This window comes from Variovorax sp. 38R (assembly GCF_014843395.1).
Lineage (GTDB): Bacteria > Pseudomonadota > Gammaproteobacteria > Burkholderiales > Burkholderiaceae_C > Variovorax > Variovorax paradoxus_H.
Map to the genome: position 1 here is coordinate 3,679,792 of NZ_CP062121.1, position 26,401 is coordinate 3,706,192.

The window sequence follows — 26,401 nt, forward strand, 5'->3', positions numbered from 1 at the left end:
GGCCCTATGTCCGAACTTTCCACCGTCACCCCGAACGCAGTTGCCGCCCAGCCGCAGACCATCGCGCAGGCCGCGCTCGCGCTCTTCTCCCCACTAGAAACCGAGGTCAAGACCCTCGCGGAGCGGTACCGCGATGTCGCCTTCGACATGAGCACGCCGAAGGGTTTCAAGGCCGCCAAGGACGCACGCCTCGAGCTGCGTGAATCGGGCCGCTTCGCGCTGCAACGCCTGCGCGACAGGACCAAGGAGCAGCTCAACGACTGCAAGAAGGTGGTCGACGGAGAGGCCGCGCGATTGATCGAGATCGTGAAGCCCATCGAAACCGCCGTCGACGAGCAGATCACGGTGCACGAAAACAAGCTCGCCGCCGAGAAGGCCGAGCGCGACCGAAAGGAAGCCGAGCGCGCACAGCGGCATCTGGACGCCATCGCCAAGATCGAAGGCTACGCGGCAAAGGCCGAGGGCCTGCCCATCGAACGAATCGAAGCTGGCCTGACCTACGTGCGCGAGATCGACGTGAGCGCCGCAGTCTTCGAAGACTTCGCTGTGCGCGCCGCGGCGCAGAAGGACGTGACCATCCGCGCGCTGGAAAAGATGATCGCCGATGCCCGGGAGCGCGCCGCAGCGGAAGAGCTGCGCGCCGAGAACGAGCGGCTGCAGGCCCAGCTCGAGGAACTGAGACGCCATCAAGCGCCGGCCCCTGTGCCGGCGCCTGCCGCCGAAGTGGCTCCAGCCTCGCAGGAGCAAGCCCAAGAGCAGCGCGAAGAGCCGATGACAGAGCGCCCACCTGCCGCCGTGGCCCGCTACTCGGGTGGCCGCGCACCGCGCGCACTGGCGCCAGCACCGGCTCCCGCTCCGCTCCAACAGTTCGAGGCCGGCGCGACCGCAGCAAACGAACCGATCGTCGGCACCGCCCCCACGCTGCGCATCGGCGAGATCGCCGAGCGCCTGGGCTGGACCGTCACCGCCGCGCAGCTGCGTGCCCTCGGCGTCGAGCCGGCCGGCACCGAACGGGCCGCCACGCTGTACCACGAGCACCAGTTTCCTCTGATCTGCGATGCCATCGTGCGCCGCGCGACCGAAGCCAAGGCCGCGCACGCGCCGCGCCTAGCCGCCTGACCGACCACCACCTCGAGCAATCATGCCCAAGCTCTTCCCCACTCCTGCCGCTACGAACGACGAAGCCAGTCGGCTATCGCCAAAGGCCCTTCGCCACCACTTCGGCAAGCCGCCCTCGGTGATAGGCCATATAGCCCCGCTGGCCAGCACGAAGCGGCGCCGTGCGCAAGGTGGGATCAAGATTCCAGCTACGCATCAGCGCGTCCACGCCTGGACCGGCAGTGATCAATGCTCCATCGTCTTCGAACGAGATCAGGAAGCGGTCGAAAAGCTTGTCGACGTGTGGGGCCAGCAAGAACCCGTTCTCACCGTCGAGCCGTTCCTTGTCAGTGCTCTTCGACCAGGGCTTGATGTGGCCCGCGTTCAGTACCCGCGGGTCGTTGGTGCCGGAGACGCGGCAGGTGCGATCGATCGCCGCAACGCGATCCCGAAAGATGCCTTGTCCTTTGCGCGCCTCAACCAACTGCTTCTTGCTGGTCGGGGGAATGTTCGCATTCAACACCTGCTGCATCGCCGATGCATCGTCAACCTCGTCCTGCAATTCGGGATTGCCGTCCGAGATAAAGCCCATCAGCATTTGTCCAAGTTGCGACGAGATGCTTGCCAAGTAGACGTTCATCGCGCCTTTGCCAGCGCTCGTCAACGGCGAGTGCCTCTCAGGCATCAACGGCTGGAGCTCGTCGAACACGGGCAGAGGTTCGAAGGCCTGCGTCAGCAGCTTCCATTCGATCGTTACGAGCCATCCATCGCCCCCCCAATTCGCACCGGCAGCACCATACGCGGGCTTGGGCGCATTCACATGAGGAGCTCGGACCGCACCGATCGCCCGAATCGCGCGGTCCGCATAGGAAAAGACCAGGTCCCCTGCGGCGACCCTAGTCAGGTTCGTGTACGTCTCGCGCGCATGACCATTGACGTCAGTGTGCGGACACCAGATGTAGCCGCCGCCAACTTCCTGCACATGCGTGCCACTGTGATTCACCCACCAATAGGCCAAGCTATCTCCTCTGTTGATCTCGTAAATCTCTCAGGGACAGCCTGATGTCATGGCTGCTCTTCAACAATTTCAAACGTCTCCAGTGGGTGGCGAAGAACCATGCGCGAGTCGACCTGGCCATTCGGTTGAGCTACTTCCTCAACGAATCCATCCACTGCCACAAGGCTCGGTTGTGAGCCTCCGTGATGCTGCGATACGTCTCACCGTCACCCGGAAGAGATTCGAGGCCAAGGCGCTCAATCGAATGGATCGTGACGGCCTCCCCATCCTGATGCATTACCAAAACGGCGCTATGCGCTTCCCACTCCATTTTGAGTCGGACCTCTTTCGGCTCGGATTTCCCCATCTTGCTTCCCCCAACGTTTGGAGACGCATTTTGAACCTGCTCGGCACATCTCTAGACCGTGTGCTCCGCTCCATCAAGGCGCTGCTCGAGCTCGACGCAAAGGGCGCGCTCGCACCGCACCGTGCGCGCCGACTGCTCGACTCTGCCGCTGGCCGATCCAAAAAAATCGAGGTGCCCGCATGACAGCCCTTCTCCGCGAACTGCTGCAGTGCAACCACAGCGACCCGAACCACCGACGCGCTGGCGCCGGAAAGTGGATCACCGTGAATGTGCCGGCTGGATTGTGGGCAAAGATCCAAGCCGCCACCGAGCTGAATGAACCCAGTGAACGTCCACCCTCGGTTCTGACGCAAAGGCCCCGTCGACCACCCGCCCAGACCCTGCAGGCGGCCCTCATACCCGACGCGCTCTTGCGCATCGACGTCGTCGAGCATCTCACCGGCCTCGGCGAATCGACGATCCGCCGGAAGATGGCCACAGCCAACTTCCCGCAGCCGATCAAGAACGGTGCGCGATGCACGCGCTGGCGCGCCGGCGACGTGACGACCTGGCTGCGCGAACAAGGAGCTGCAGCATAGGCACCACCGGCAATGGGGTTCCCCCCGGCCAGATCACATTCGGCCTCGATGCCTTCTCGCAGCGCACCTACTCGCCCTGAGATCGCATCGAAAGCAAGTACATCCAATGCGGGGGAACAGACGGGGGAACAATTCACAAGCCAACAAACAGATTTGAATACTGGCGCGGCCTGTAGCTCGACCTTCAATCCCCTCCGGGGGCCAATTTCCAGTCTCAAGTAGCTCAGAACCATCCTGAAACCCGCTCTCCTTCGAGGAGAAGCGGGTTTTTCTTTGCGCCATGACAGATTGAGGCATAGCATTTCTTGTCGGTACTTTGTCGGTACTTCTTCAGGTATCTGCCCTGTTGCCAAAGCCAGGTACCGACAGCAAGGAGAAAAAGCCAATGCTGACAGACACTTTCGTGAGGCAAGTGAAGCACAAGGGCGCCGAGATCGGCGAGCGCTATGCGGACGGCGGCGGCATGTATCTGCGCGTCAAAGCCGCGGGCAAGTACTGGCGCATGGACTACCGGTTCAACGGCAAGGCGAAGACGCTGGCCCTGGGCGTCTACCCTGCGGTCTCGCTCGCGAAGGCTCGACAGCGGCGCGACAAGGCCCGCGAACTGCTTGCCGACAACGTCGATCCCGGCCTTGCGAAGCGCGCAGAGAAGCTGTCCCGAGCGGTGGAAGCGGCGAACACCTTCGAAGCCTTGGCGCGGGAGTTCCACGCCACCAAGGCCAGCAGTTGGAGCACGTCCTATTCGGAGCGCTGGCTGCGCATCATGGACAAGGACCTGTTCCCCTACATCGGCAAACTGCCCATCGCCTCGATCCAGGCCAGGGACCTTCTGCACGCGCTCAAGCGCACCGAGGGCCGGGGCGTCATCGAGACGGCCCACACCCTGCGCCAGTGCGCCGGACAGGTGTTCCGCTACGGTGTGCAGACAGGCCGGTGCGCGCGCAATCCGGCGCCCGACCTGCACGGGGCGCTTCGGCCTGTGCTCACCAAGAGCATGGCCGCTGTCCTGGAGCCACAGAAGGTAGGCGAACTGATGCGCGCTATCTACGGCTACAGCGGGCAGCCGATCACCCGCGCCGCCCTTCTCCTGTCCGCCCTGCTCTTCCAGCGCCCCGGCAACATCCGTGCGATGGAATGGGCCTGGATCGATCTGGAAGAGGCGATGCTGACCATCCCGGCGCAGGACATGAAGCGAAGGCTCCATGAAAAGCTCAACGGTCGCCCCCACTTCGTGCCGCTGGCGAAGCAGGCACTACAAACACTGGAGGAAATTGAGCCATTGACCGGACATGGCCGATACGTGTTCCCCAGCATCCGCACTGGAGAGCGCCCCATGAGCGAGAACACGGTGAACGCCGCATTGCGAAGGCTGGGGTACACCAACGACGAAATGACCGCCCACGGCTTTCGTGCAATGGCCCGCACGGTCATGGCGGAGCAACTGCACGGCATTTCGCCCGACGTCATCGAGGCACAGCTTGCCCATGGCAAGAGCGGGCCGCTGGGTACGGCCTACGACCGCGCGGAGTTCATGGACAAGCGCAAGGACATGATGCAGCGCTGGGCGGACTACCTGGGCCAACTTGCTGCAAGCGCACCAATCCTGAAGTTCAAGGCAGCCTAGTCGCACCTCGGCAAGAGGTTTTTTTTACGAACAACGTCGAGACTTGAGAGCGATACGCCGCTGCCTCGATGCAGACAATTTGGGCGACTGCACCCTTGACGCGCAGCAACGGCACCGGATCGCGTCCGTTCATTCAACTCACTCGACGCGTGTGCATGAGTGAGGCATTCACGTAACCCTCCGGATCATCGATCCAGCGCTGAATCGCCGCACGCGGCCAACCACAAGCGCGCCCGCCCAGATGCACAGGAGGGGGGAACTTGCCTCCGGCAATTCTTCGATATACGGTGGTTCGACTCAGGGCCGTGATGCGAACCACGTCGGCCATGCGAAAGAACGCAGGACCTGTCACGGTTGAAGAATCAGCATCGCGGCGATTGGCAGGGTGTTCAAGATGCATGACGAATCCTCGAAGTGAAGCCGAGCTTTCAAGTCGTGTGTGTACGTTTCGACAGTGAAATTCCTCGCTCGAAGAGCCCGGCTAAAAGCGGAACTGGAACCCAAGCCAGAGCGACGGTGCCGCACTGGACTTGACTCGACAATCGTTATCCAAAACCCAGCGGCAGCCCCCACAGAGTCGTCTTCCACATGGATTCACGTTGAGCGTGCGACGACGCGCGACTTCAGACAACTGGCAGTTGTAATAGGTCTGTGGAAACTTGTGAGCGACGAAGCCCTATGCGAACTGACGACAGGGGTGTGCTCCCGAGCTGAGCGAGGGGTCCAATTACTGCTATAGGGCTTATTACTCCCAGTGCCGCCTTTGCAGCGAAAACGGTCTTTGGCATCTGTTCACCCGATGTCCGTTTGGGTAGAGAAGCCGTCCTCCCAGTTATTTGGGCGGATCGCCGACGGCTGGCGTTGAGAAGGCAAGCACTTCTCCCCAATTACCTGCCGTACCTGTGGCTCAAGCAAGACCGCTCCGCTTGGTTGCTTGTGCCAGCCGGGATCAGCCTGGCACTGTCGCCTGGCTGCTTTCCCTGCACCCGGCGGCGGCTGGTCGCGTGTGTGCCGCCTACGGCGGGGATTACATCGGCGCGGCTATCCTGTGGCTTTGGTCGGTGGACGGAATTCAGCTCTGGGCCATTTCTCATCCCATCTCGATCGCCAACCCACCAATTCCCCGCCACTTGGATTACAAAGAGGCAATTTCCGCGTGAGCGATGCGCCATGGCCCGGCGGTCTGTCACAGCACCCTGGGCCAATGAGGTCGAACAGTGAAGCCCTCGAAACTTCAAGCGCTGGGGATCGGTCTTGCGGGCGCGATTCTCGTTGCCGTGGTCGTTTTGACAGGCGTTGTTTACGAGCGCGTCGGCCAATACCGAGCCGCACTGGACTTCCCCCCGCCCGGAAAAATGGTCGATATCGGTGGTCGAAGTGTCCAGCTAAGTTGCCAAGGCTCCGGCGTGCCCACAGTCGTGTTCGAAGCAGGATTGAGCGTTGACGGTTCGCTGAGCTGGTCGGCAGTCCAGGGGAAGATCGCTGCGCACACTCGGGCATGCGCATACAGCCGCCCGGGGTTGATGTGGAGCGATCCTTCGGATGCTGCTCCAGATGGCAAGCGTGTGGCGATCGAACTTCACGCGACGTTGATCAACGCAGGCGAACATGGTCCGTTCGTGCTGGTTGGCCACTCATTGGGCGGTCTCTACGTCATGAGTTTCACGAGGCATTTCGGCCGCGAAGTGGTGGGATTAGTTCTTGTTGATCCCTCCCATCCGGAGCAGGTCGAGCGCGTCGCTGGCTTGATGACGGAATCCCGATCCATGCTGTCTCGCATCGGTGTCGCATTCGCGTGGTCCGGCATCCTTCGCGCGGCAGCACCGGTGCTCCTGCCGCAGGCACCGCATCAGAGTGAGCGCGATGCACGAGCAATTCGCGCCTACGCTCCAAAATCATTGAGTACACAGCTCGCGGAGAGTGACTCGACCAACAGAACGCTCGCCGAGGCGCGTGCCTTTCGGGATCTGGGCAGTCGTCCACTGGTGGTGCTTACGGCAATGGCTCCGTACACCACGGCGGAACTCCGGGGGATGAAGATCACGCCCGAGCAGGGCAATCAGGTTCAAGCCATCTGGAAGCAACTGCACGAAGACCTCGCAACGTGGTCCTCGCGAAGTCGACACCAGCTACTGCCGAATTCCGGGCACAACATTCAGTTCGACGACCCGGATGCTGTGGTCGACGCCGTTCTGTCCGTTGTCAACACGGTTCGAACGGACCAAAGACCTGAATCTCCTTGAGCGTGAATCGGAGTTGCCGAACGCTGAAGCTGAGATCACAGGAAGGGTGAACCCTTACGCTGCCCCCGCTATGGCAAGGCGGATCCGTTTCGGCGGGCGAACTGAAGACGGAAAAAAAGAGGTCGCCGATGTCAGTCTACGGACCGAATTGCTGCGCGCGCTTTCTGAGGCAAGGTGATTCTTTCACTGCCCCTGTCGGCGAATGCCATGACAGTGGTCAAAGAAAGCTTCGATCTCGTTCGACTTGTCGAACACTGCGTCTGCGCCGAGCATCAGGCATTCTTCACGAATCCTTGTGTTGAGATAGTTCGTGAGAACGACAACGTGCTTGTGCGCGGCACGGCTCTGACAGGCCCTCAGCACCGCTAGCCCAGAGCCTTCCTTGAGGAAAAGATCGACTATCGCCAGCTCCCAAGCGTCGTTTTGCTGCAAGGTCTCGACAGCCTGCGATGCCGTTTCGGCAAAAGCGACGACATCGATATCTGCAAGTTCGCGCAGAGCCGGGATCAGGTGGTCGCGGATCGTCTTGCTGTCCTCGATGAGGATGGTGACTAGAGGCATCCTGTATCCGCCGTCGTTGGCGCTCCCGAGCAGTTGTCACTTTTATACTAGGGTGGAAGCAAGCATCTTGTAGGCGGGAGTCTTGAAGCAGCGACGCCGAAGCGATGCTGACTCAGCCAAGACGACAACGCGAAAGCACAAGCCGCGCGCTTTGTGAATGCAAAGCAGGCAGCACTCAACGAGCCGAGAAGCGTGCCTACGAAACCCCCTTCTTTTTCAACTCTTCCGAGAGCGTGTCCGTGACCTGCTCCAGGACCTCAGCGGATTTCGACAGCTTCTTCTCGAGATCGTTGGTTCGCTGTACTGCCCGATCTAGTTCATCCGTGCGCTCTTTCGGCACATCCTTGTCTAGGACCGCGTGTACGACAGCCAGGTCATCGGCCACACCCTGCACGGTTTCTTTCACGTTCTCACTCTTCTCCAGGGCATCAGCCAAGGGCTCCGCCGCGGAGACGGAGGATTTTGACGCGGGCATTTGATCTCCTCAGGATTAGCGGTTGGAGATTGTGCGGTCGAAGCTGAGTTCTGCAAGTAGCACCCGAACTAAGGCGAAGCGGCACGGCAGCGCTGGCTCGGTACTGCCTGTGGGTGGTAGACGAGCCCAAGAAAGAGCCCGCACGGAGGCGGGCAAGGCGAACCCGGAGGAGGGAGGATAGTTGGATGGGGATCGCGAAGGAACGGCTTGCTTGCCCTGGGGGGGAAGCCCATCAGCCCCCTCGTGATTGCTGGCCGCACCCTGACCGATAAAGATGCATGGCGGCACGAGCTCGAGGACGAACTCCGAGAATAGTGCGACGGCCGCATCGACGAAGACCGGCTCACCGAAATCACCTGCTGGGGTCATGTGCCCCGCCCGTCCAGAGATCGTGGGACTGGCCTGTGACGCCGCCGGGTGTTCGACCGCCGTACTTCGCACCATCGCCTCATTCCCATGCGATGAAGCCGACGCGCAGTGATTCAGGCCGGGCTGCACTTGGGCGTCAACGCATCAAGCCACTCCAGTTCCCTCGGATCGTAAGGAAAGGAGAAATGCGTGCCATCGAAGCGCACCTTCACCACCCATCCGCGCAAACTGACCACGGTGCCTAACCTCCCCCGGAACTGGACCCTTGCTCCCTTTTTGGCCGGTACGGCGAAACGAATGCGGATATGTTCGTAGGTCATGAGCGAATTCTCGGCCATGAAATGTTACCTTTAGTTGACATTTCTCAAGTGCGAACTAAAAACCGACGCACGGACTTGATCATCGGCAGCGCCAGGCAAACCCCGTGTATCGCGTCGCATGCAACCCTAGGAGTCCGCGCGGCAGAAGTTTTTCTGCGCCGCTGTGACCCCACGTTGAGTTGTGCGCGCCTCGCAAGCACTCGCGCGGCGCGTTGGCTGTTCTCGAACGACCACAAGGGCGCCTACTCGGCCTGCCGCAGGCGAGCGGCGCGCGGATTCACCCCCGGCCACGGGCCTCATCTGGCCATCAATGCGCTCATGCGCCGCAGGTTCAGCGCCAGACACACGAGCTTGAACTCGGCCTGGACCTTCTTCAATCCCCGCAGGCTGAACTGCCTGAAGCCCAGCACGCTCTTGATCCACCCGTTGGGCGCCTCCACGATCCACTTCCTCTTGCGGTAGGCCGCCTGGCCTTGGGGCGTCTTCAGCCTGGCATCCATCGCTGCGGTGCGCGGGTGTTGTTCGGCGTCGATGTCCAGCGCCTGCTTGCCCTCTCGGCCCAGCGCCACGATCAGCTCGCTCGGGCTGTCCTTGAGCTGCTCGAACACGGCCTCCGAGCGGAAGCCCGCATCCGCCAGCACCTGTAGTGCATCCTCGCCCAGGTTGGCCTTCACCGCGGCCAACAGCACCGGCAGGCGGTCGCTGTCGGCCGCGTTGTTGCCAAGCTCTGCGGCCACCACGATCTGTGCCGCTTCATCCACCGCCGTGTGAGCGTTGTAGCCGTAGTCGTAGCCCCCGCCTGAGCGCTTCATGATCCGACTGTCCGTGTCGGTGAAGCTCTCCTGGGCGCTGTCCTTGGGAACCCCGAAGTCGCGCTTGTAGCGCCCGCCCTTGGGCTTGCCGTCCTTGTCGCGGGGTTTGCGTTCGTCGTCGGCGCTGCGCCCGCGGGCCGCATCGGCCTCGCGCTGGCGCTGCTCCAGGCGCAGCTTGGCCTCGGTGATCGCCTTGAGCCGGTCCTCGCGGCGCTTGATCTCCCCGGGAACGTCCAGGTCGGGTTCGTTCTTCTCCAGATCGTCGGCGGCACGCGCTCGGTTGAGCAGGCCGTCGATCTGCGCCTTGAGCTCGCCCTCGGCCTTGACCATGCGGTCATAGCTCATGGCCTTGTGGCGGCTCGCATTCGCCTTGAGCTTGGTGCCGTCCACCGCCACCGTGCCCAGCTTGACCAGGCCGCACTCGCGCGCCAGGCGCACCACCTGCACGAACAGCGCCGCCAGCTCCTGCAGGTGCAGCGCCCGGAAGTCCGAGAGCGTGCGGTGCGCCGGGTAGTTCTCTGCCGCCAGCACCCGCAGGGCCACATCTTCGTGCAGCTTGGCCGCCAGCTTGCGCGAGCTGAAGGTGCCGGTGGCGTAACCGTAGATCAGCACCTTGACCATCATGGCCGGGTGGAACGGCTGGTTGCGCGGCCCGCCCTTGGCATACCGGGCGTGGAAGGCGCTCAGATCCAGGCTGTCCACGCTGTCGCTGATGAAGTACGCCAGATGCCCTTCGGGCAGCCAGTCTTGAAGGGCGTCGGGAAGCAGTCTTTGCTGCTGCGGTTCATAGGGCCGGTAGCTCACGGGCATGCGCCAAATCTATCAAGCCTTCGCGCACTCGTCACGCCTTCTGCCGCGCACGCTCCTAGCCCGGCATTGGAGGCTGCTCCTGTGGGCATCAGGTCGAACGGGGAGGTTGGCGCCGCGCTTGTCGGGCGCTCAGAAAGAGCGCTGCGAGGGCTGGGCATCTCCATGGAGACCCAATCCCGTCACCTCGACTGGCAGCGGGGGATCTGTCTCACCCCCCGGCAGAGTCATCGCACCCTGTCGTTGGACGTCTGGGGAAATCTGCCAGCGCTCGTTCTTGCGCGGGTGGTCGCACGCCTGCTTGCGCAGAATCAATGCAATGGACTTGCCCCGACGGCCCCCACCTCGTACAGCAATTGCCCATGGATGGCGGCCAGCGAGACCGCCTGTGTCAGTACCGCGACCAGGCTGGGCGCGCACATTTGCGGCAACTGCTCGGGAGCCGCCCAACGAAAGCCATTCATCTCAGGGCACCTTCGCCCATGACGGTCCGTGTAGAAGCTCGAGCACACGCAGCCTTTCGCGTCGAAGTGCGTCACCAGCACTGCGAAGAGCCGTAGCTCCTTGTCCCGCCGGTATTCGAATCGTCCGATCTCCCTCAATTGTTCGCGCCGCAGTTCAAGCCCACATTCTTCGAATGCTTCTCGCACGGCGGTCTGCGCACCCTCTTCCTGCGCAACGCCCTCGCCTTTGGGGATGTCCCAGTAACGGCTTTCGTTCGCATGGCCGAGCAGCAGGCTTCCAGAAGGATCGAACACCAGGACGCCGCAGCTGACCGACTTCATGGCGACGGCCTCATGGTGTCAATGTCGTGCGCCCGAACACGCGCGGAAGAATCGGCACGTAGCTTCGGGTCGAGCCACGTGCGATCAGCAGCGCCACCGTGTCGCTGTCCGCAACAGATCTGATCGCTGCGTCGAAATCCCTCAGCCCGGCTACCTGCACGTCGTTAACAGCGAGCAGTGCGTCACCATCGCGCAATCCCGCTCGCTGAGCAGAACCCGACACCGCCTGCACATACAGCCCCGGGGCCAAGAGGCCGATACCCGACACGCCTTTGCGCTCCGCGAGTTCGAGTCCGAACCGGACCTCGCCCGTTTCGGCACGCGCAACGAGCTTTGGCGCGACGTCCGGCGCGTCTGGAGCCACGCGCACTTGCACCGTCAACGGCGCCCTGTGGCGCCAGACACGCAAATTCAGACGGCTGCCCGAACTGGCGCTGGCCACACGCTCCTGCACCTCGGCGTAAGGCATCGCAGCGGCGTCCCCGACAGCCAAGACCACGTCGCCACTGCGAAGCCCCGCCATCTCGGCCGGGCTGTCCGCGTCGACACGCACCACGAGCGCCCCCAAGGCGGCCTCGAGGCCAAAGGCCGGCGCCAATTCCGAAGTCAGGGGTTGGGTACGGGCGCCGATATGGCTCCGCGTCACCCGTCCTGTTGCGCGAAGCTCCTGCGCCACGCGCATCGCGATGTCGATGGGCAGGCTGAATGACAGCCCAGAGTACCCGCCGGTGGCCGAATAGATCATCGAGTTCATGCCCACGACATTGCCCTGCTCATCGAACAGCGGACCGCCCGAGCTGCCGGGGTTGAGTGTGACGTCCATCTGTATGAGCGGCACTGCATTCCCACCCGCGACGTAGCGTGGATTGGCACTCACCACACCGGCGGTCAAACTGTGCTCGAAGCCGAAGGGTGCGCCGATCGCGGCGACTCTTTCGCCCGGGCAGAGCTCGCTGCGGCGCACGACGGTCACGACCGGCAGGTTGGACGCCGAAATACGCAACAGCGCGACGTCGGTGCGCCGGTCCAGGCCCACCAGTTCTGCGTCGAAGCGACGCTGGTCCGCGGTGGCGACGGAGATTGTCTGTGCACCCGTCACCGCGTGCGCGCTGGTCAGGATGTAGCCATCGCGTTGAAAGATGAATCCTGATGCGAAACCGCGACCCGCGCCTTGCCCCCCGCGCGCCGAAGGCGGCATGGCGCCCGCGAACGCCCTCTCGTTGCCCGCCCCGACGACGGTGATGCTCACCACCGCAAGCGACTGCAGCGCGGCCACTGTCACGAAGTCGGCCCCCTGCGATGTCGACGGCGCGCGATCCATGCATGATCGCGCCTGCGGCCAGGCGTGCATGCCGGTCGCCAGCGCAAGTGCGCCGACGGCCGCGGCGATCGTCCCTCGCGCGAGGGTGACGGCCTTCATTCAGCGCACAAGCAGCACCGGCACCGTGCACGTGGCCAGCACCTTGGTGGCGACCGAGCCGAGCACGAGGTTGGTCAGGGCGCCATGGCCGTGCGATCCCATGACCAGCAGATCGAATTGCCCTTTTTCTGCAAACAACGCAATTTCGGCCGCAGCATGGCCGATGCGGTGTTCGAAGCGCGCTTCGATGCCATGCTCGGCTAACAGGGCACGAACCGGGTCGAGTACCACCCGCGCATCGTCTTCGTAGTAGCCATGCACGAGGTCGGGCCCCACGAAGGCCGCAGCGCGGTGCGGCACCGGCGGCACCGCATAGAAGACCGTGAAGGCATGGCCCGCATTCACCCACTCCTTGTGGTTGGTCAGGTAAGACAGCATGCGGCTCGTGTAGTCGCTGCCGTCGACGGCGAGCAGGATTTTCATATTGGCTCCTTTGGCGGGAATTCCCCCAACTGGGCGAATGGTCGCCAGGGAGCGTCGGGTTCACCTTGCGTCACATCAAGAAAACCGCAAGTGCGTGGCCCAGCTGCGCCGCAGCAGGCGTTCTTGATTCAGCGCAAGGTCGCGGCGCCCTTCGCTGCCTACATTGATTGCCTGTGAATAAAACAGACAGAGGCAGCCATGAACAACGTCCTGGTCATCGTTTACTCCTACACCGGCACTTCCCGTCGTGTAGCCGAACTCCTGTGCAGCCAACAGGGCTGGCCCATGGCCGAGATCACCGATGCGCGCTCGCGCAGCGGCGCCCTGGGCAGCTGGCGCTGCATGCTCGACTCGTTCTTCCGGCGGCAACCCACCATCCGCTACGACGGCCCGCCGCCCAGCGACTTCGACGCCGTCGTGCTGGTCTCTCCGATCTGGATGCTGCAACTGGCCGGCCCCATGCGCAGCTTCGTCGCGCGCCAGCGCAGCCGCTTGCCTGACGTCGCTGTGCTCTCGGTCATGGGCGGACAAGGCGCACCGAATGCCGCCGCCGAGATCAGCAGGCTCCTGGGGCGCGCACCAATCCTGAGCTGCGCGGTCACAATGCGCGAGGTCGACGACGGCAGCTGCGCGGCTCGCGTGCAGGCCTTCGGTAGCGCGGTGGGCTGTGCCCAGAACGCATCCGGCGCGGTGCGACCCACCACCTTGTCGCCGCAATCGATCTGAAAGCTGGACGCGACTCGACGTGACCGCCCGGCTCCTTTGCACGGATGCGATGCATCGCGCCACCCGCCTGGCCTGTGCATGCCTTGCGAGCGCGTGCCTGCTCGGTGCATGCGCCGCCGTGGGATCCCCTGGCCCACCCTTGCCCCTCGCTTTGCCCACGCCTTCATCCGTGCCGTCGCTCGCGCCTGGCTTTTCATCACTGGTCGCGAGTCGCAGCACATCGGTGGTCGACATCAGCACGCTGCGAATCGGGCGAGACGAGAGCCAGGAGAGCATCGAGCTGGAAATCGCCCCCGAGCATGACTTCGCTGACAGGCTGGCCTGGCCACTCGCGGCCAGCGCACGCATCAGCCAGATCCGCGACCTCGCCTCAGGTGTGATCATCGACAGCAACGGCCTGATTCTCACGAGTGCCCACGTGGTCACGAACGTCGACGAGACCCAGGTTCGGCTGGACGACGGTCGCCGATTCGCGGCACGCGTGGTCGGCATCGACAAGCGCACCGATGTCGGCCTCCTGAAGATCGACGCCACCGCACTACCGGTGGCCGTGATCGGCGACTCCGCAACGCTCGAACCCGGCAACTGGGTTGCAGCGATCAGCTCGCCCTTCGGCTTTCATGGCAGCGTGACGGCGGGCGTCGTCAGCGCGGTCGACCGTGTCATGGGTGGCGCAGGAGACATTCCCTTCATCCAGACCGACGTCGCCATCAACCCGGGCAGCTCGGGCAGCCCGCTTTTCAACAGCCGGGGCGAGGTGGTGGGCATCAATTCGATGATCTACAGCGGCAGCGGTGGCTACATGGGCCTGTCCTTTGCCGTGCCGATCAACTTGGCGATACGCATCTCCGAGCAGTTGCGCGAACACGGCGTCGTGCACCGGGCCTACCTGGGCGCTCAGTTCCAGGAGATGACCCCGGCCCTTGCCCAATCTTTCGAGCTGCCGTCGACAACCGGCGCGCTGGTCGTGCGCGTCGAGGCGGACAGCCCTGCGCAAGCCGCAGGCCTTGCACCGGGCGATGCGGTGCTGTCCCTGGACGGCAAGCCTCTTGTGCACTTCTACGACCTTCCCCGGCAGATCGCACAACGCCCGCCAGGCAGCCGCATGCAACTGGAAGTATGGCGCAGCGGTACTCGCCGCCTGCTCCAGGTGTCTCTGAGGCCGCAACCCGCGCCGCCCGAGAGCCGCTTGGCGCCGGCAGCGTCCGAATGGAACGATGGCTTGGGCCTGAGCCTGGGCGAGCTTTCGCCGGTGCAACGCCTGCAGCTGCGCGTCGACAGCGGCTTGCTCGTTCGAGAGGCCTCGGGCCCCGCACGCAGCGAAGGCATCCGCGCGGGCGACGTCGTCGTGGCGCTGAACAGGGTGAAGCTCCATCGCGTAGACGATTTCGTCCGAGGCCTGGCGCAAATGGCTCCCGGACAGACGGTCGCCCTGCTGGTGATGCGCGATCGCCGGCTCGCCTATGTGGCGGTTCGCCTTCCGAGCGCTCGCCGCGACCGCTCCTGAGTGCAGGCCCGTCGCGCCTTTTTCCCGCCTTCCATCCCCATCACTTCGCCTCGTCGTCACCACTTCATTGCAAGGAAATTCATCATGAAACAACTGGACAGCGCCGACCGCCGCGCTCTGCTTTTGCAACTCGAGTCAATGAAACGACAGGTGCTCGACGAACTGCGCGCCACAGCCCCCTCGGCCCGGGCTGCACTGGTCGAGCGCAACCATGAAGTGAAGTCCCATGCTGACGAAGCCGAGGCCGAACGCGCCGCGGACGTATACATGGCCGAGGTCGACCGCGGCCGCCTCGAAGAGATCAAGCATTCGATCGCACGCCTCACAAGCGGTCGCTACGGCATCTGCGAAGACTGCGACAGCGAAATTCCGCGCGCGCGGCTCCTGGCCCAACCCACGGCCACCCGCTGCACAGCCTGCCAGGCAACAGCGGAGGCACGTCGCAGCCATTGAGCCGGCAGGGGAACCGCGGCACCCTCTTCAGCCGACCTCGTTTTCACGCCGGACCTTGGCCTTCTTCTCTTTCTTTTCCTTCTTCTGCTTGCCGCTCTTTTCGTCGCGTGGCGCCAGCGCTTCACCGTCCTTTGCCTGCTGACGACTCACGCCGTGGAGCAATGCCTTCTTGACGTTGCCGGTCGCGGCCTCGTCACGCGCGTAGCTCACGACCCGGTACACCGATCGGGCTGCAGCGCCGGTACCCATGTTGCAGATCACGGTGTCGTTGCCACCCTCGCTCTCGAAGCCGGGCGCCTGGTTCTCCAGCCAGTCGTGATTCTCGATGGTCGTTTCGATCCGACAATCGCGCGGCACCGCGATGCCCAGCTTGCGCAGGAAATCGCGCGGCCTTCCCAGGTAGGCCCTGAACTCGGCAGGCGTGCATTTCCAGAAATGGGCGTTGAAGGGTTCGGCCCGAATCACCTCGGACCGGGCAGAGAAATCGACGATCTTGGTCGGCATGTTCAGCTCCGGTGGGTTGCGAAATACACAGTTCCTGCAGGGTAGGCGCACTTGCCGGCAAGACCTTGATGCTGCGCAAGGCAGACGGCGCGTTCCCCTGCAGACTGCCGTGCACGCGGTCCGAAAACCGGTGTCGCGAATTTCACAGAAGGCCCCGAATTGAGCGAACAACCCAACGAACTCGATCGATCTATGCACGCCGCCTGGGGCCGGATCGGCGGCGGCATTTCGCCCGCGGCGCAGACGCTGGCATGGTCCGACTGGGCACTGCACTTCGCCGCTCAGCCCGGGCGCGGCGTCGACCTAGCGCTGCACCATGCTCTGCCTCCCGCCCGAGCACAGTCACACGATCCCCGACTCGCTGCAGACGACTGGGCCACGTGGCCCTTCGGCATGTACCGCGACGCCTTCGAGACCACCGGGCGGTGGCTGCTCGAGCTGGTGCACGGCGTACCCGGCGTGCAGCGGCATCATGCGCAGTGGGTCGACTTCGCGATGCGGCAAATTCTCGAGATGGTCTCTCCCGCCAACATGTTCGTGACCAATCCGCAGGTTCTGAAGAAAACCGTGGCCACCGCAGGTGTCAACCTTCTCGTCGGCACCGCCCACGGCTTGGAAGACCTCTGGCGCAAGGGCCTCGGACTGCCGCCCGTAGACGCCGACGCGTTCAGGCCGGGGCACGAAGTCGCGCTCACCCCGGGCACCGTGGTCCTGCGCAACGACCTCATCGAACTCATCCAGTACGCACCGACGACGCCAACGGTGCATGCCGAGCCAGTGCTTCTCGTGAGCGCCTGGATCATGAAGTACTACGTGCTCGACCTTTCACCGCACAACTCACTGATCCGCTACCTTGTTGATCAGGGCCACACAGTGTTCGCGATCTCCTGGAAGAACCCTGGCGCCACCGATGCGCAGCTTGGCATGGACGATTACCTGCGCCTGGGCGTCTGCGCCAGCCTCGACGCCATCGACACCATCTTGCCCCGACGCCGCGTGCACGCCGTGGGGTATTGCCTGGGCGGCACGCTGATGGCCATCGCCGCGGCGGCGATGGCGCGCGAGCGTGACGATCGCCTCGCTCGCACTGCTGGCTGCCCAGACCGACTTCACCGAACCCGGCGAGATCGGTCTGTTCATCGACGAGAGCCAGCTCGCCTTCCTGGAAGACATCATGGCGCGCCAGGGGTACCTAGACTCGGCGCAGATGGCAGCCGCGTTCCAGGCGCTGCGTCCGGGCGATCTTTTCTGGGGCCCGATGGTGCGCCACTACCTGCTGGGAGAGCGCTCTCCCATGACCGACCTCATGGCGTGGAACGCCGATGGGACCCGCATGCCCTATCGCATGCACGCGGACTATCTGCGCAGCCTCTTCCTGGAAAATGCACTGGCCCAGGGACGCTACCTAGTGAACGGTCGGCCGCTGTCCCTGAACGACATCGGTGTGCCGGTGTTCCTTCTCGGCACGCGCACCGACCACGTCGCGCCTTGGCGTTCAGTCTACAGGTTCAGCCTGCTGTGCGATGCCGAGGTCACCTTCGTGCTGACCGAAGGAGGCCACAACGCGGGCATCCTGAGCGAGCCGGGGCACGCGCACCGAAGCTACCGGTCGCTGCGGCGCCCCGCGAACAGTACCTATGTCGCGCCGGACGAATTCCTGAGCACCTCACGCGAAACCGAAGGATCGTGGTGGCCCGCCTTCGAGCAATGGCTGGCCGCACACTCGAACCCGAAACGCCGTCCACCGGCGATGGGCGCGCCACGGCGCGGTCTACCCCCTCTGTGCGACGCGCCGGGCACCTACGTGCTGGCGCGCTGACCGGTACGGGCAGTATGCTGGCGCGCGCTCAGCGGGCGCGCCCCAAGCCAATAGGCGCGGGCGCCATGTTCACGATGCGCGTGAAGAGCGCGTTGTATTCAAAATCGGGCACATGCCCGGTCATCGGGTCACGGTTCTGCGCAAAAGCCTCATCCAGATCCTGCCAGTCGTTCGCGCTCAGCACGCGCTCGGCCAACGGCAAGATCTCGCGCTCCTCCGATGCCATGTGATTCAGATAGAAGTTGACATACCCTTCGACCGTCTTTTCAAAGGCTTCGCGCCTAGATTCGCCGAGCATCTCGAACGCAAGCAGCGCGTGCTCAACGTCGCGGATCCTGCGCTCGCCGTGGGCGTGATCGCGGTCCAGCCGGTCCAACAGTTCGCGCGAGATCGGTGTCCTGGCGCGCAGCTTGGGAAACAGAATCTCGGTCTCCTTGCGGTGATGACGCTTCTCGGGAAACTCATCCACGTAAAAGAGCATGGCGCGCAGAGCGGCAAAGTCCGGCAGGGAGCCCTTCTTGCGATGCCGCTCGAGCAAAAAGACGATAGCGCGGAGCACGGCCGAAAGCGCGGCGTGCTCCTGGCGAATGATGCGAACGGTGGCGTGGGTCATGAGAGGCTTCCCCGGACATCCGTGAAGGGTCTCGCACTTGGTGCGCCAAGGGCTTGTTCCAGATCAACGTCCTCACGGCGAGCAGCTTCGTGTTTGATCGGCATCAAATCGCAAGGCGCCCCTCCTGCGGATACTGGAATGTCCCTTCCACATACCGGAGTCGAGCCATGTACCAGCGAATTCTTGTCCCTATCGACGGCAGTTCCACATCCAACCGCGGGCTAGATGAAGCCATCCAGTTGGCGCAGCTGAGTGGTGGGCGCTTGCGCCTGGTTCACGTCATCGACGAACTGTCGTTCGCCCTCACCATGGACGCGTACGCGGGCATCGCCGGAAACTGGCTCGAAGAACTGCGCGGCAGCGCCTTGAAGCTGCTGGAGGCCGCGCGGGCAAAAGCGATCAAAGCAGGCGTGCAGGTCGAAACCGTGCTGCTCGATCGCTTCAAGGGCACGGTGCACGACCAAATCACCGCGGAGGCACAAGCCTGCAAGGCCGACCTCATCGTGATCGGCACGCATGGCCGACGCGGCATGGGTCGGTGGGTGATGGGCAGCAGCGCGGAACACATCCTGCGCATTGCCCCGGTGCCGGTGCTGTTAGTGCGCGCACCCGAGGAAGCCAGGACCGAGCACGAGCGGTTCACGCTGCCGAGCGGTGCACTGGCCAGCCAGTGAAGTTTCACGGGCCCGAGGCCACGGCGCGCCAGCGCGCCACGATCGGGGCGATGTCCACAGGGTCCTGCGTGGCGACCTCGATGGTCAAGCCACGCTCGTCGGCCTCGAGCGGATCGTGGCTTTGCAGTTGGCGCTCCAGCACGGCCAGACCCGCTTCCGAGGCGTCGGTGCCTGCGGCATCCCGCGCGCCCACGCGACGGCGCAGCGTTGGCGCGTCGGCGCGGCAATCCAGGATGGTGAAAGGCACGCGCAGTTCTGCGGCCAGCGCCTTGAAGCGGCGCCGCTGGCCACTGCGCAAAAAGGCCGCATCCACGATCACCGGGTAGCCCGCCAGCAGCGCATCACGCGCACCCGCCTGCAGTCGATCGAACGTCCCGCGGGTCGCTTCCGCGTCGTAGAGATCCAGCCCAAGATCGGCCGAGCGCGCCAGCGGGTCGAGGCCGTACAGGCGCTTGCGCTCGACATCCGAGCGCAGTCGGATGGCACCCGCCGCGCCCACCAGTTGCAAGGCGAGGCTGGATTTGCCCGACCCCGAAAAGCCGTGCGTGATCATCAGGCGCGCGCCGCCCTCGGGTGGCTGCGCCAACCGCGCCGCACACGCCCTGTAGTCGGGGCGCACCGCTTCGTGCGGCGTGCCCGGCCCCAACCCGCAGGTCATGGCGCGCACAAGTGCCCGGTAGACCTCATAGAAGCGCCAAACCTGCAACCCTGGGTAATCACCGCTGTGCTGCAGCCATGCGTCGAGGAAGCGAGATGCCAGGTCCGTACGCCCGTGGGCTTTCAGGTCCATGGTGAGAAAAGCGATGTCGCTCATCACGTCGATCCAGCGCAATGCCGGGTCGAACTCGATGCAGTCGAAGGGCACAAGCTGGCCGTCGAGCAGAACCACATTGGTCAGGTGCAGGTCACCGTGGCAGTCGCGCACCGCCCCGCCGTGCTGACGGGCGATCCAGGCCATGCGCAGCACCTGGCTCTGCGCCAGCACCCATGCCTTCAGGGCGGGCAGGCGGCTGTCGCTGCCTTGTGCCTGCAACGCGTTCAGGACGTCCGTCGCGGCACGCTCGACCCGCTCCGGGTTGCCGAAATCCGACGTCGGCATCGCGCGCCGCGCGCTCCCGTGCAAGGCGGCGAGCCACTGCGCGAAGTCATCGAGCTGCGCGGGTTGGAGTCGGTCTGCCGCGAGCAGGTCGGCCAAAAGCGAAGACGCCGCAAACCGCCGCATCCGCACCAGATGATCGATCGGGGGACCGCCCCCTCCGATGCGCGGTGCTTGGGGTGTGCCGCCTACCGGCGTCACATCGAGATACAACGTGGGCGCGAAGCGCCGGTTCAGGCGCAGTTCCTCGTCGCAGAAGTGCTTGCGCGCCTGGACGCTGCCGAAGTCCAGGAACGGCAGGCGCACCGGCTTCTTGAGCTTGTAGGCGAGCGCCTGCGTGAGCAGGACCCAGGAGATGTGCGTCTCGACAAGCTCGACCGGCTGCCCGGTCTCCTGCCGGAGCGCGTCGCGCAAAGCAGCGACCAGGGTGGTGTCCATGTTCATGTAGCGGGTCCTCGGCTCAATGATGTCGTGAAACTGCGAAAAGGCGCCACAGCGCCCAGCCTGCGGGCAACGCGACCCACAGGGCCCAGGGCGAGGAGGCGCCCGGCAGGCCGAACACCCTCCCCACAGCCGGTACAGCCGTCAGCAGCCCCCAGACCACGCACACCCCGATCAGCAGCGCATGAAACACCGTGTTGGTGTGCGCCAGCCGAACGCCCGCCCCGCGGAACCACAGGAGCAGCAGCAAGTTGCCCAGCACGATCGAGCCGAGGCTGGCCATGCGCAGTTCCTCGGGCGTGGCATCCAGCGCGCGGCAGATCCACTGCACCGCCACCACGCCGATGAAGACCAGGGCGCCCATCGCGAACGCGCGCACCGCCGAGGCCAGTGAGAACAGCGCATCGTCGCGCGGCCGCGGCGGCACGGTCATGCTGTCGTCGGGCGCGGGCTCGGCCTCGAACACCAGCGAGCAGGCCGGATCGATCAACAGCTCGAGCAGCACCACATGCAGCGGCAGCAGCAGCACCGGCCCGCCCATCACCACCGGGATCAATGCCACGCCGACGATCGGTACATGGACCGCGAAGAGATACCCAAGCGCCTTGCGCAGGTTGGTGAAGATGCGTCGGCCGGCGCGCACCGCCTCCACGAGCGAGGCGAAATTGTCGTCCAGCAGCACCAGCGAGGCCGCTTCGCGCGCGACATCGGTGCCGCGCTGGCCCATCGCCACGCCGATGTCGGCCGCCTTGAGCGCGGGTGCGTCGTTGACGCCGTCACCGGTCATCGCCACGACATCGCCTTGCTGCTGCAATGCCCGCACGATGCGCAGTTTCTGCGCAGGGTCGACCCGCGCGAAGACCTGCACCTCGCGCACGCAGCGGCGCAACGCCTCGTCGTCCATGGCGGCCAGTGCGTTGCCGGTCAGTACTTGCGCCTCACCGCCTTCGACCAGGCCGGCCTGCCGTGCGATTGCCCGGGCCGTGAGGGCCGCGTCGCCCGTGATCATGACCACGCGCACGCCAGCGCGCCGGCATTGCTCGATGGCGCCGGGCACCTCCTCGCGCAAGGGGTCCATGAAACCGAGCAGGCCCAGCGGCGCCAGGGAAATCCCTGCAGGCAACCCGGCGTCGTCGCCGGCCTGTGCGGCATGTCCCTGGGCCACCGCGAGCACCCGAAGGCCCGTCGCACTCCAACGATCGGCGGTCTCGCGCAGTCGCTGCATGCGCGCCGGGTCGGCATCGCAAAGCGCGAGCACCGCCTCCACCGCCCCCTTGACCGCGACCGTCTGGTCGCGCTCGCCGGCCACGTGCCACCAGTGCACGACATAGGGCGACCCGTCGCGGATGCCCCGGTGCGCCCGGAGCGCCCAGCCCGCATCGACGCCGCCCAGCCCGGCCGCTTGTGCGGCGACCCGTACCGCATAGTCCATGGGCTCGATCCCGCCCGTGCTGCTCGCGTGCAGCGCGCCGGTCAGCAGATCGTGAAAGCGCGGGGGCGCAGCATGCGCGCCCGGATTGCACTGCGCCTCACCGTCATGCAGCAGCGCCAGCGCCATGCGGTTGTGCGTCAGCGTTCCCGTCTTGTCCACGCACAGGACCGTGGTGGTGCCCAGCGCCTCGATAGCCTGCGGCTGACGGGTCAGCACGTTCGACTTGGCGAGCCGCCAGCTACCCAGCGCCAGCATCACGCTCCAGACGACGGCGAACTCCTCCGGGATCAGCGACATCGCCAGCGTCAGCCCGACCAGCAGGCCCTGCGTCCAGGAGCCTTCGCGCAGTGCGAACACCGTGGCCGCGACGAGACAGGTGAAGGCCGCAAGCCATGCGACACGCCCCACGAGTCGACGCAGTTCATCCTGCAGCCGGCTGGCACGGGGCGCGAGCTGCGCGATCGAGTGATGGATGCTGCCCAGCGCCGTGTGGGCACCGGTGGCCGTCACCTCGGCAGTGCCGTCACCGCGCACGACCAGGCTGCCCGCGAAGAGGCGGTTGCTGTCGCCCTTGTCGTCACCACCGCCGTACGCATGCTTGCCCTGGGGCACTGACTCACCGGTGCGCAGGGACTCGTCGACCAGCAGCCCGACGGCTTCGAGAATGCGCGCATCGGCGGACAACCGGTCGCCTTCGTTCACGAGCAGGCGGTCGCCGCGCACCAGTTCGCTGCTGGCGATGTGCAGTACGCGCCCCTGGCGCACGACTGCGCAACGGGGGCTGGAGAGGTCCTTCAGCGCTTCGAGAACGCGCTCGGTGCGCTGCTCCTGATAGATCGACAGTCCCCCCACCAGCAACACCGAGACCATGAGCATGCCGGCATCGCCCAGGTTGCCAAGCACCGCATACAGTGATGCGGTGGCCAGCAGCAGCAGAAACATCGGCTGCGTGAGCGCGTTCCAAGCGATGCGCACCAGCCCCTTGCGCGACGCGGAAGGCAGCACGTTCGGGCCGTCACTGCGCAGGCGCTGCGCGGCTTGTTCGTCAGTCAGACCTGCGGGCGAGTTGTCGGACACGGGGCTTCCTCGTTGGCTTGGCCCAAGCGTGCCACCGTCGGGCGGCGCAGCCTTGACCTGCGTCAAAGCAGGAGCCACGCGCCCCAGCACACGCTGGCGGCCAACACCAGCGCAACGATGCCGGCGACGAACCCCAGCAGCACCGCCAGCCCGTCGCCGCGCAACGCGCCGAAGGACAGCAGACTCAATGACATGCCGATCGGAATGTTGACCCGCGGCAGTGGAAGCGCCAGCAGCATCGCCAGCACGCAGCCCAGCCCGCCGGCAACACGCATGACCCCGGATCCGGTGCTCGCATGCAGCCTCGGGCGGCTCACGCCACGGCTGCACGCGAGCACCGCTTGCAGGCGCGCCATGACCGCTTCTAGAGAGGCGCGCGAGATCGATAGGCGGGCCAGCCAGCGCGGCATCCATGCGGGCCGCCCCAGGAGCATTTGCGCCGTGAACACCAGCAGCGGCGCGCCCAGCACGCTGGACATGCCCGGCAACGAAGGCAGCGCATTGGGCAGCGCGAAGATCAGGATCGCCGCGGCCAGGCCGCCCTCCCCGGCGGCGACCTCGATATCGCCAACGCGAACACGTGCTCGGCCCGTGTCGCGCACCAGACGGCCCAGGCTGTCGATCCAAGCGTCGGCGCGAGCGGACATTTCAGTGCGCCATCAGGACCGGTACGCTCATCTGCGCGAGGACTTGCCGCGTCACGCCGTCGAGAACGCGCTCGCGCAGGCGCGAATGGCCATAGCCGCCCATCACGAGCAGGTCGGCGCCCAGGTCTGCGATGCGCGACAGCAGCGCTTGCGCGATGTCGATCTCGGTCACCTGAGACTCGGCGCGCGCTTGCACGCCATGGCGCAGCAGGTACTGGAGCATGTCCGACGCCAGCAACCGCTGGCTGTTGTCCTTATCGTGCGGATGTCGCAGCGACACGAGCGTGACCCGTGCGGCGCGGCGCAGCGCCGGCAACGCCGCCTGCACGGCCAGGGCGGCTTCGCGCGAGCCGTCCCATGCCACCACGACGCCTTTGGGAATCTCATCGAATGCGCCGGCCGACGGCACGACCATTACCGGTCGCCCCACGTCCATGAGCACGTGTTCGGCGAGCGCGCGGACGATGGTGTCTTCCTTGTTCGAATCGTCGCTTTGCCCGAGCACCACGAGGTCGCTCACGCGTCCATGGCGCACTACGGCGTCCACCGTATCCCCATCGACCATCCGCACTTCGTAGGACATGGGGCCGGTCCCGGCGACAGCCTCCCGGAACTCCCGAGCAATGGCCTCAGAACGACGGCGCAAATAATCGGCCGACTCGGCAATGTAGTCGGTCATGCCGGTGGCGATGGCGTCGGCAGGAATCACGCCGTCGCTCAGGCCTGTCGGCAGCAGCCCGGTCAGATGGCTTCCGTGCGCCCGCGCCCATCGGGCGGCCACCGCGGCGCGCACGGGGCTGCGCACCGAATGGTCCAGATGCACGAGGATGGTCTTGAAATTCATGGGAACTCCCCGAACGGTGAGGCGCCGCGGACGACGCGAAGTGAACGTGCGACCCATGTTCAGGCACTGGAGCCGGGCGCGTATTGACGGCGATCAAGCCTGCGATCGGAAAATTTCCACCAGGCCCTGACCATTCGCGGGCCCACTCGGCGTCTCGAGTCAGCGGCAGGCACTGTCCCGGAACAACACGCGCTGAAAGCGCCTACGCACCGAGACGCGGGCGCAGCCATCCAAAGTAGGAGCCCGCAAGGAACGCCCACAGGCTCATCACGAGCAAGGCTTCGACAAAGCCGCCCACCGAAAAAGGCGAGGGCCGAAGGAGGATGGAGAAGTCCATGCCGTGGAACACGGCTGTTCATGAAGCTCAGAAACGGGCCAGGTGCAGCAAGCCAGGCCAGGGTGCACAGGGCATCGAAAACCGCGACGGTGGCGGCCAGCGCCACCGCTGTGCGAAGCGCGGCTGACGGGGCGCTGCTCTCCCGAATCGAAGGCGATGTGGAGTTCATGGAACTCTCCTTGGAGGCTGGGGAATGCCTCTAAGCCAATCCAGGCGCGCAGCGAGCCTCCTGCCTTGACCTAACGCAAGCTGTGCAGCGCTGGATGCCGCGAAACTTGGTCAACAAGCCGGAGGTCCTCTATGCGTTCAGTTCTTCTCCTCACCATCGCCGCAGCGCTATCAGGCGGCGCACTGGCGCAATCCAAGCAGGACCATGCGGCCCATCACCCTGCGAACGTCGCAGCGTCCGCGCCTGGAGCATCGAAGGCGCCCAAAGTGCCACCTGCTCAGATGGAGATGCAGATGAAGTCCATGCAGGCAATGCACGAAAAGATGATGGCCGCGAAGACGCCGGACGAACGCCAGGCGTTGATGGACGCACACATGAAGGCCATGCAGGACGGCATGGCGATGATGAGCCAAATGAACGCTCCTGACGGCAAAGGCGGCGCGCGCATGTCTCCCGAGATGATGGGCAAGCGCATGGACATGATGGAAATGATGATGCAGATGATGATGGACCGCGACGGGATGAAGACGCCAGCGGCCAAGTAGCCGTCGACCGCAAGGAGCAAGGCCATGGACGGATGGACTACGCCCCCCGTTCTGGCGCTCACTCGGGGGCGTTGTGCTGCCCGTCGTCTCAGCAGACGTCGGTTTTCTTCTGTTCACCGAACACCGCGCCCACGTATTGGGCGTCTTGCCGTTCGCGCTTGTGCTGGCGTGCCCGCTGATGCACATCGTCATGCGCCCACGCTCCTCACACTGGCGATGTTCCCGGTGCTCGTGGTGATGCATGTACGGTTGGCCATCTCCGGGGCGCGCGACTCGGAAGCCGCGTTCGGCGACGCATGGCGCGACTACGCTGCTGCCACGCCGCGGTTCGTCCCGAGCTTCTCGAAAGACGACCGTGCTCGGCCGGTCAACAGCCACACGGGGCGCTGAGCTCGCCTCCAGTCTCGGCGCCATGGTTTTGGGTGCCGGCCTGGCGCTCATTGCCCCAGAAGCCATTCTGGCCCTACGCTGTCCCACTGCTCGGCGTGAGTCTGGCGGTCCATGGCGCAGGAATGACACTGAAGTACCGGCTCGAAGGCCGCGAAAGTCCACCGGCCTGGCGGGAGCAGTTGCTGATGGTTGTGCTGGGTATCCCTGGCTGGTGGTGGCCCTGGATTGCCGCGGCACTGGCATTTCGA

At 64.8% G+C, this 26,401-nt stretch carries 28 protein-coding genes and 2 pseudogenes; 14 read left to right on the forward strand and 16 right to left on the reverse strand.

Annotation, left to right across the window (positions count from 1 at the left end; translation table 11 throughout):
* The first annotated feature begins 6 nt into the window (after positions 1–6).
* Entirely contained in the window at positions 7–1,119 is a 1,113-nt protein-coding gene (locus IG196_RS17005; protein ID WP_192192055.1) for a hypothetical protein, read from the forward strand.
* Between the two features lie 73 nt (positions 1,120–1,192).
* Here IG196_RS17005 and IG196_RS17010 read toward each other — a convergent pair whose 3' ends face one another.
* Positions 1,193–2,116 carry an HNH endonuclease gene (locus IG196_RS17010; protein WP_192192056.1) on the reverse strand — a complete coding sequence of 308 codons (924 nt, stop codon included), beginning with the start codon at positions 2,114–2,116 and terminating at the stop codon, positions 1,193–1,195.
* A gap of 172 nt (positions 2,117–2,288) precedes the next feature.
* On the opposite strand from IG196_RS17010, the gene IG196_RS17015 reads away from it, so the two are divergent.
* The 3 genes from IG196_RS17015 (at position 2,289) to IG196_RS17025 (ending at position 4,664) form a co-directional block, all read left to right on the forward strand.
* Positions 2,289–2,645 (forward strand): hypothetical protein, encoded by a 357-nt coding sequence (locus IG196_RS17015; protein WP_192192057.1) that lies wholly within the window; start codon positions 2,289–2,291, stop codon positions 2,643–2,645.
* A complete protein-coding gene (locus IG196_RS17020; RefSeq protein ID WP_192192058.1) occupies positions 2,642–3,040 on the forward strand; it encodes a helix-turn-helix transcriptional regulator in 399 nt (132 codons plus the stop codon). The genes IG196_RS17015 and IG196_RS17020 overlap by 4 nt, the downstream gene beginning before the upstream one ends.
* A 385-nt stretch (positions 3,041–3,425) precedes the next feature.
* On the forward strand, positions 3,426–4,664 hold the full coding sequence (locus IG196_RS17025; protein WP_192192059.1) for a tyrosine-type recombinase/integrase: 1,239 nt from the start codon (positions 3,426–3,428) through the stop codon (positions 4,662–4,664).
* A 133-nt stretch (positions 4,665–4,797) separates the two neighbouring features.
* On the opposite strand, the gene IG196_RS17030 is transcribed toward IG196_RS17025, so the two are convergent.
* Complete coding sequence (locus IG196_RS17030; RefSeq protein ID WP_192192060.1) at positions 4,798–5,064, reverse strand: helix-turn-helix transcriptional regulator; 267 nt, start codon at positions 5,062–5,064, stop codon at positions 4,798–4,800.
* Between the two features lie 434 nt (positions 5,065–5,498).
* On the opposite strand from IG196_RS17030, the pseudogene IG196_RS17035 reads away from it, so the two are divergent.
* Both IG196_RS17035 and IG196_RS17040 read left to right on the forward strand, forming a co-directional pair.
* A pseudogene (locus IG196_RS17035) lies at positions 5,499–5,740 on the forward strand (hypothetical protein); the annotation flags it as partial.
* A gap of 141 nt (positions 5,741–5,881) precedes the next feature.
* Positions 5,882–6,907 (forward strand): alpha/beta fold hydrolase, encoded by a 1,026-nt coding sequence (locus IG196_RS17040; RefSeq protein ID WP_225616692.1) that lies wholly within the window; start codon positions 5,882–5,884, stop codon positions 6,905–6,907.
* A gap of 183 nt (positions 6,908–7,090) precedes the next feature.
* Here IG196_RS17040 and IG196_RS17045 read toward each other — a convergent pair whose 3' ends face one another.
* The 7 genes from IG196_RS17045 to IG196_RS17075 form a co-directional block, all read right to left on the reverse strand.
* The gene (locus IG196_RS17045; protein ID WP_192192061.1) at positions 7,091–7,468 is read right to left on the reverse strand and encodes a response regulator; all 378 of its coding nucleotides are present in this window, start codon (positions 7,466–7,468) and stop codon (positions 7,091–7,093) included.
* Positions 7,469–7,664: 196 nt separating this feature from the next.
* Positions 7,665–7,943, reverse strand: coding sequence for a hypothetical protein (locus IG196_RS17050; RefSeq protein WP_192192062.1), 279 nt, complete (start codon positions 7,941–7,943; stop codon positions 7,665–7,667).
* A 482-nt stretch (positions 7,944–8,425) separates the two neighbouring features.
* Complete coding sequence (locus IG196_RS17055) at positions 8,426–8,650, reverse strand: polysaccharide deacetylase (RefSeq protein ID WP_192192063.1); 225 nt, start codon at positions 8,648–8,650, stop codon at positions 8,426–8,428.
* 278 nt (positions 8,651–8,928) lie between these two features.
* A complete protein-coding gene (locus tag IG196_RS17060; RefSeq protein ID WP_192192064.1) occupies positions 8,929–10,254 on the reverse strand; it encodes an IS1182 family transposase in 1,326 nt (441 codons plus the stop codon).
* A gap of 308 nt (positions 10,255–10,562) precedes the next feature.
* Positions 10,563–11,036 carry an NUDIX hydrolase gene (locus IG196_RS17065; RefSeq protein WP_192192065.1) on the reverse strand — a complete coding sequence of 158 codons (474 nt, stop codon included), beginning with the start codon at positions 11,034–11,036 and terminating at the stop codon, positions 10,563–10,565.
* Between the two features lie 10 nt (positions 11,037–11,046).
* Positions 11,047–12,456 carry a trypsin-like peptidase domain-containing protein gene (locus tag IG196_RS17070; protein WP_192192066.1) on the reverse strand — a complete coding sequence of 470 codons (1,410 nt, stop codon included), beginning with the start codon at positions 12,454–12,456 and terminating at the stop codon, positions 11,047–11,049.
* Positions 12,457–12,879: a universal stress protein gene (locus IG196_RS17075; RefSeq protein WP_192192067.1), complete on the reverse strand. Its 423-nt coding sequence runs from the start codon at positions 12,877–12,879 to the stop codon at positions 12,457–12,459.
* 198 nt (positions 12,880–13,077) lie between these two features.
* On the opposite strand from IG196_RS17075, the gene IG196_RS17080 reads away from it, so the two are divergent.
* The 3 genes from IG196_RS17080 to IG196_RS17090 all read left to right on the forward strand — a co-directional run bounded on the left by IG196_RS17080 (position 13,078) and on the right by IG196_RS17090 (position 15,565).
* The gene (locus tag IG196_RS17080; RefSeq protein ID WP_192192068.1) at positions 13,078–13,605 is read left to right on the forward strand and encodes a flavodoxin family protein; all 528 of its coding nucleotides are present in this window, start codon (positions 13,078–13,080) and stop codon (positions 13,603–13,605) included.
* Between the two features lie 223 nt (positions 13,606–13,828).
* Entirely contained in the window at positions 13,829–15,112 is a 1,284-nt protein-coding gene (locus IG196_RS17085; RefSeq protein WP_225616693.1) for a trypsin-like peptidase domain-containing protein, read from the forward strand.
* 84 nt (positions 15,113–15,196) lie between these two features.
* Entirely contained in the window at positions 15,197–15,565 is a 369-nt protein-coding gene (locus IG196_RS17090; RefSeq protein ID WP_192192069.1) for a TraR/DksA family transcriptional regulator, read from the forward strand.
* A 27-nt stretch (positions 15,566–15,592) separates the two neighbouring features.
* Here IG196_RS17090 and IG196_RS17095 read toward each other — a convergent pair whose 3' ends face one another.
* The gene (locus IG196_RS17095) at positions 15,593–16,069 is read right to left on the reverse strand and encodes a hypothetical protein (RefSeq protein WP_225616694.1); all 477 of its coding nucleotides are present in this window, start codon (positions 16,067–16,069) and stop codon (positions 15,593–15,595) included.
* Positions 16,070–16,261: 192 nt separating this feature from the next.
* Here IG196_RS17095 and IG196_RS32380 point away from each other — a divergent pair.
* Positions 16,262–17,888, forward strand: a pseudogene (locus tag IG196_RS32380) (PHA/PHB synthase family protein).
* A gap of 28 nt (positions 17,889–17,916) precedes the next feature.
* On the opposite strand, the gene IG196_RS17105 reads toward IG196_RS32380, so the two are convergent.
* Positions 17,917–18,501, reverse strand: a complete 585-nt coding sequence (locus IG196_RS17105; RefSeq protein ID WP_192192070.1) for a hemerythrin domain-containing protein — start codon at positions 18,499–18,501, stop codon at positions 17,917–17,919.
* A 167-nt stretch (positions 18,502–18,668) separates the two neighbouring features.
* On the opposite strand from IG196_RS17105, the gene IG196_RS17110 reads away from it, so the two are divergent.
* Positions 18,669–19,175 (forward strand): universal stress protein, encoded by a 507-nt coding sequence (locus tag IG196_RS17110; protein WP_192192071.1) that lies wholly within the window; start codon positions 18,669–18,671, stop codon positions 19,173–19,175.
* Positions 19,176–19,179: 4 nt separating this feature from the next.
* Here IG196_RS17110 and IG196_RS17115 read toward each other — a convergent pair whose 3' ends face one another.
* From IG196_RS17115 to IG196_RS32285, 5 genes are all read right to left on the reverse strand, one after another.
* Positions 19,180–20,709: an AAA family ATPase gene (locus IG196_RS17115; RefSeq protein WP_192197051.1), complete on the reverse strand. Its 1,530-nt coding sequence runs from the start codon at positions 20,707–20,709 to the stop codon at positions 19,180–19,182.
* A gap of 22 nt (positions 20,710–20,731) precedes the next feature.
* The gene (locus tag IG196_RS17120; protein ID WP_192192072.1) at positions 20,732–23,221 is read right to left on the reverse strand and encodes a cation-translocating P-type ATPase; all 2,490 of its coding nucleotides are present in this window, start codon (positions 23,219–23,221) and stop codon (positions 20,732–20,734) included.
* Between the two features lie 62 nt (positions 23,222–23,283).
* Positions 23,284–23,868, reverse strand: coding sequence for an exopolysaccharide biosynthesis protein (locus IG196_RS17125; protein ID WP_192192073.1), 585 nt, complete (start codon positions 23,866–23,868; stop codon positions 23,284–23,286).
* 1 nt (position 23,869) lies between these two features.
* Positions 23,870–24,712 (reverse strand): universal stress protein, encoded by an 843-nt coding sequence (locus IG196_RS17130; RefSeq protein ID WP_192192074.1) that lies wholly within the window; start codon positions 24,710–24,712, stop codon positions 23,870–23,872.
* 202 nt (positions 24,713–24,914) lie between these two features.
* Complete coding sequence (locus tag IG196_RS32285) at positions 24,915–25,049, reverse strand: hypothetical protein (RefSeq protein ID WP_318646634.1); 135 nt, start codon at positions 25,047–25,049, stop codon at positions 24,915–24,917.
* Between the two features lie 300 nt (positions 25,050–25,349).
* On the opposite strand from IG196_RS32285, the gene IG196_RS17140 reads away from it, so the two are divergent.
* From IG196_RS17140 to IG196_RS17150, 3 genes are all read left to right on the forward strand, one after another.
* Positions 25,350–25,763 carry a hypothetical protein gene (locus tag IG196_RS17140; protein WP_192192075.1) on the forward strand — a complete coding sequence of 138 codons (414 nt, stop codon included), beginning with the start codon at positions 25,350–25,352 and terminating at the stop codon, positions 25,761–25,763.
* Between the two features lie 73 nt (positions 25,764–25,836).
* The gene (locus tag IG196_RS17145; protein WP_192192076.1) at positions 25,837–26,001 is read left to right on the forward strand and encodes a DUF2933 domain-containing protein; all 165 of its coding nucleotides are present in this window, start codon (positions 25,837–25,839) and stop codon (positions 25,999–26,001) included.
* Entirely contained in the window at positions 25,932–26,153 is a 222-nt protein-coding gene (locus IG196_RS17150; RefSeq protein ID WP_192197212.1) for a methyltransferase family protein, read from the forward strand. Before IG196_RS17145 ends, IG196_RS17150 begins: the two co-directional genes overlap by 70 nt.
* Positions 26,154–26,401 lie beyond the last annotated feature (248 nt).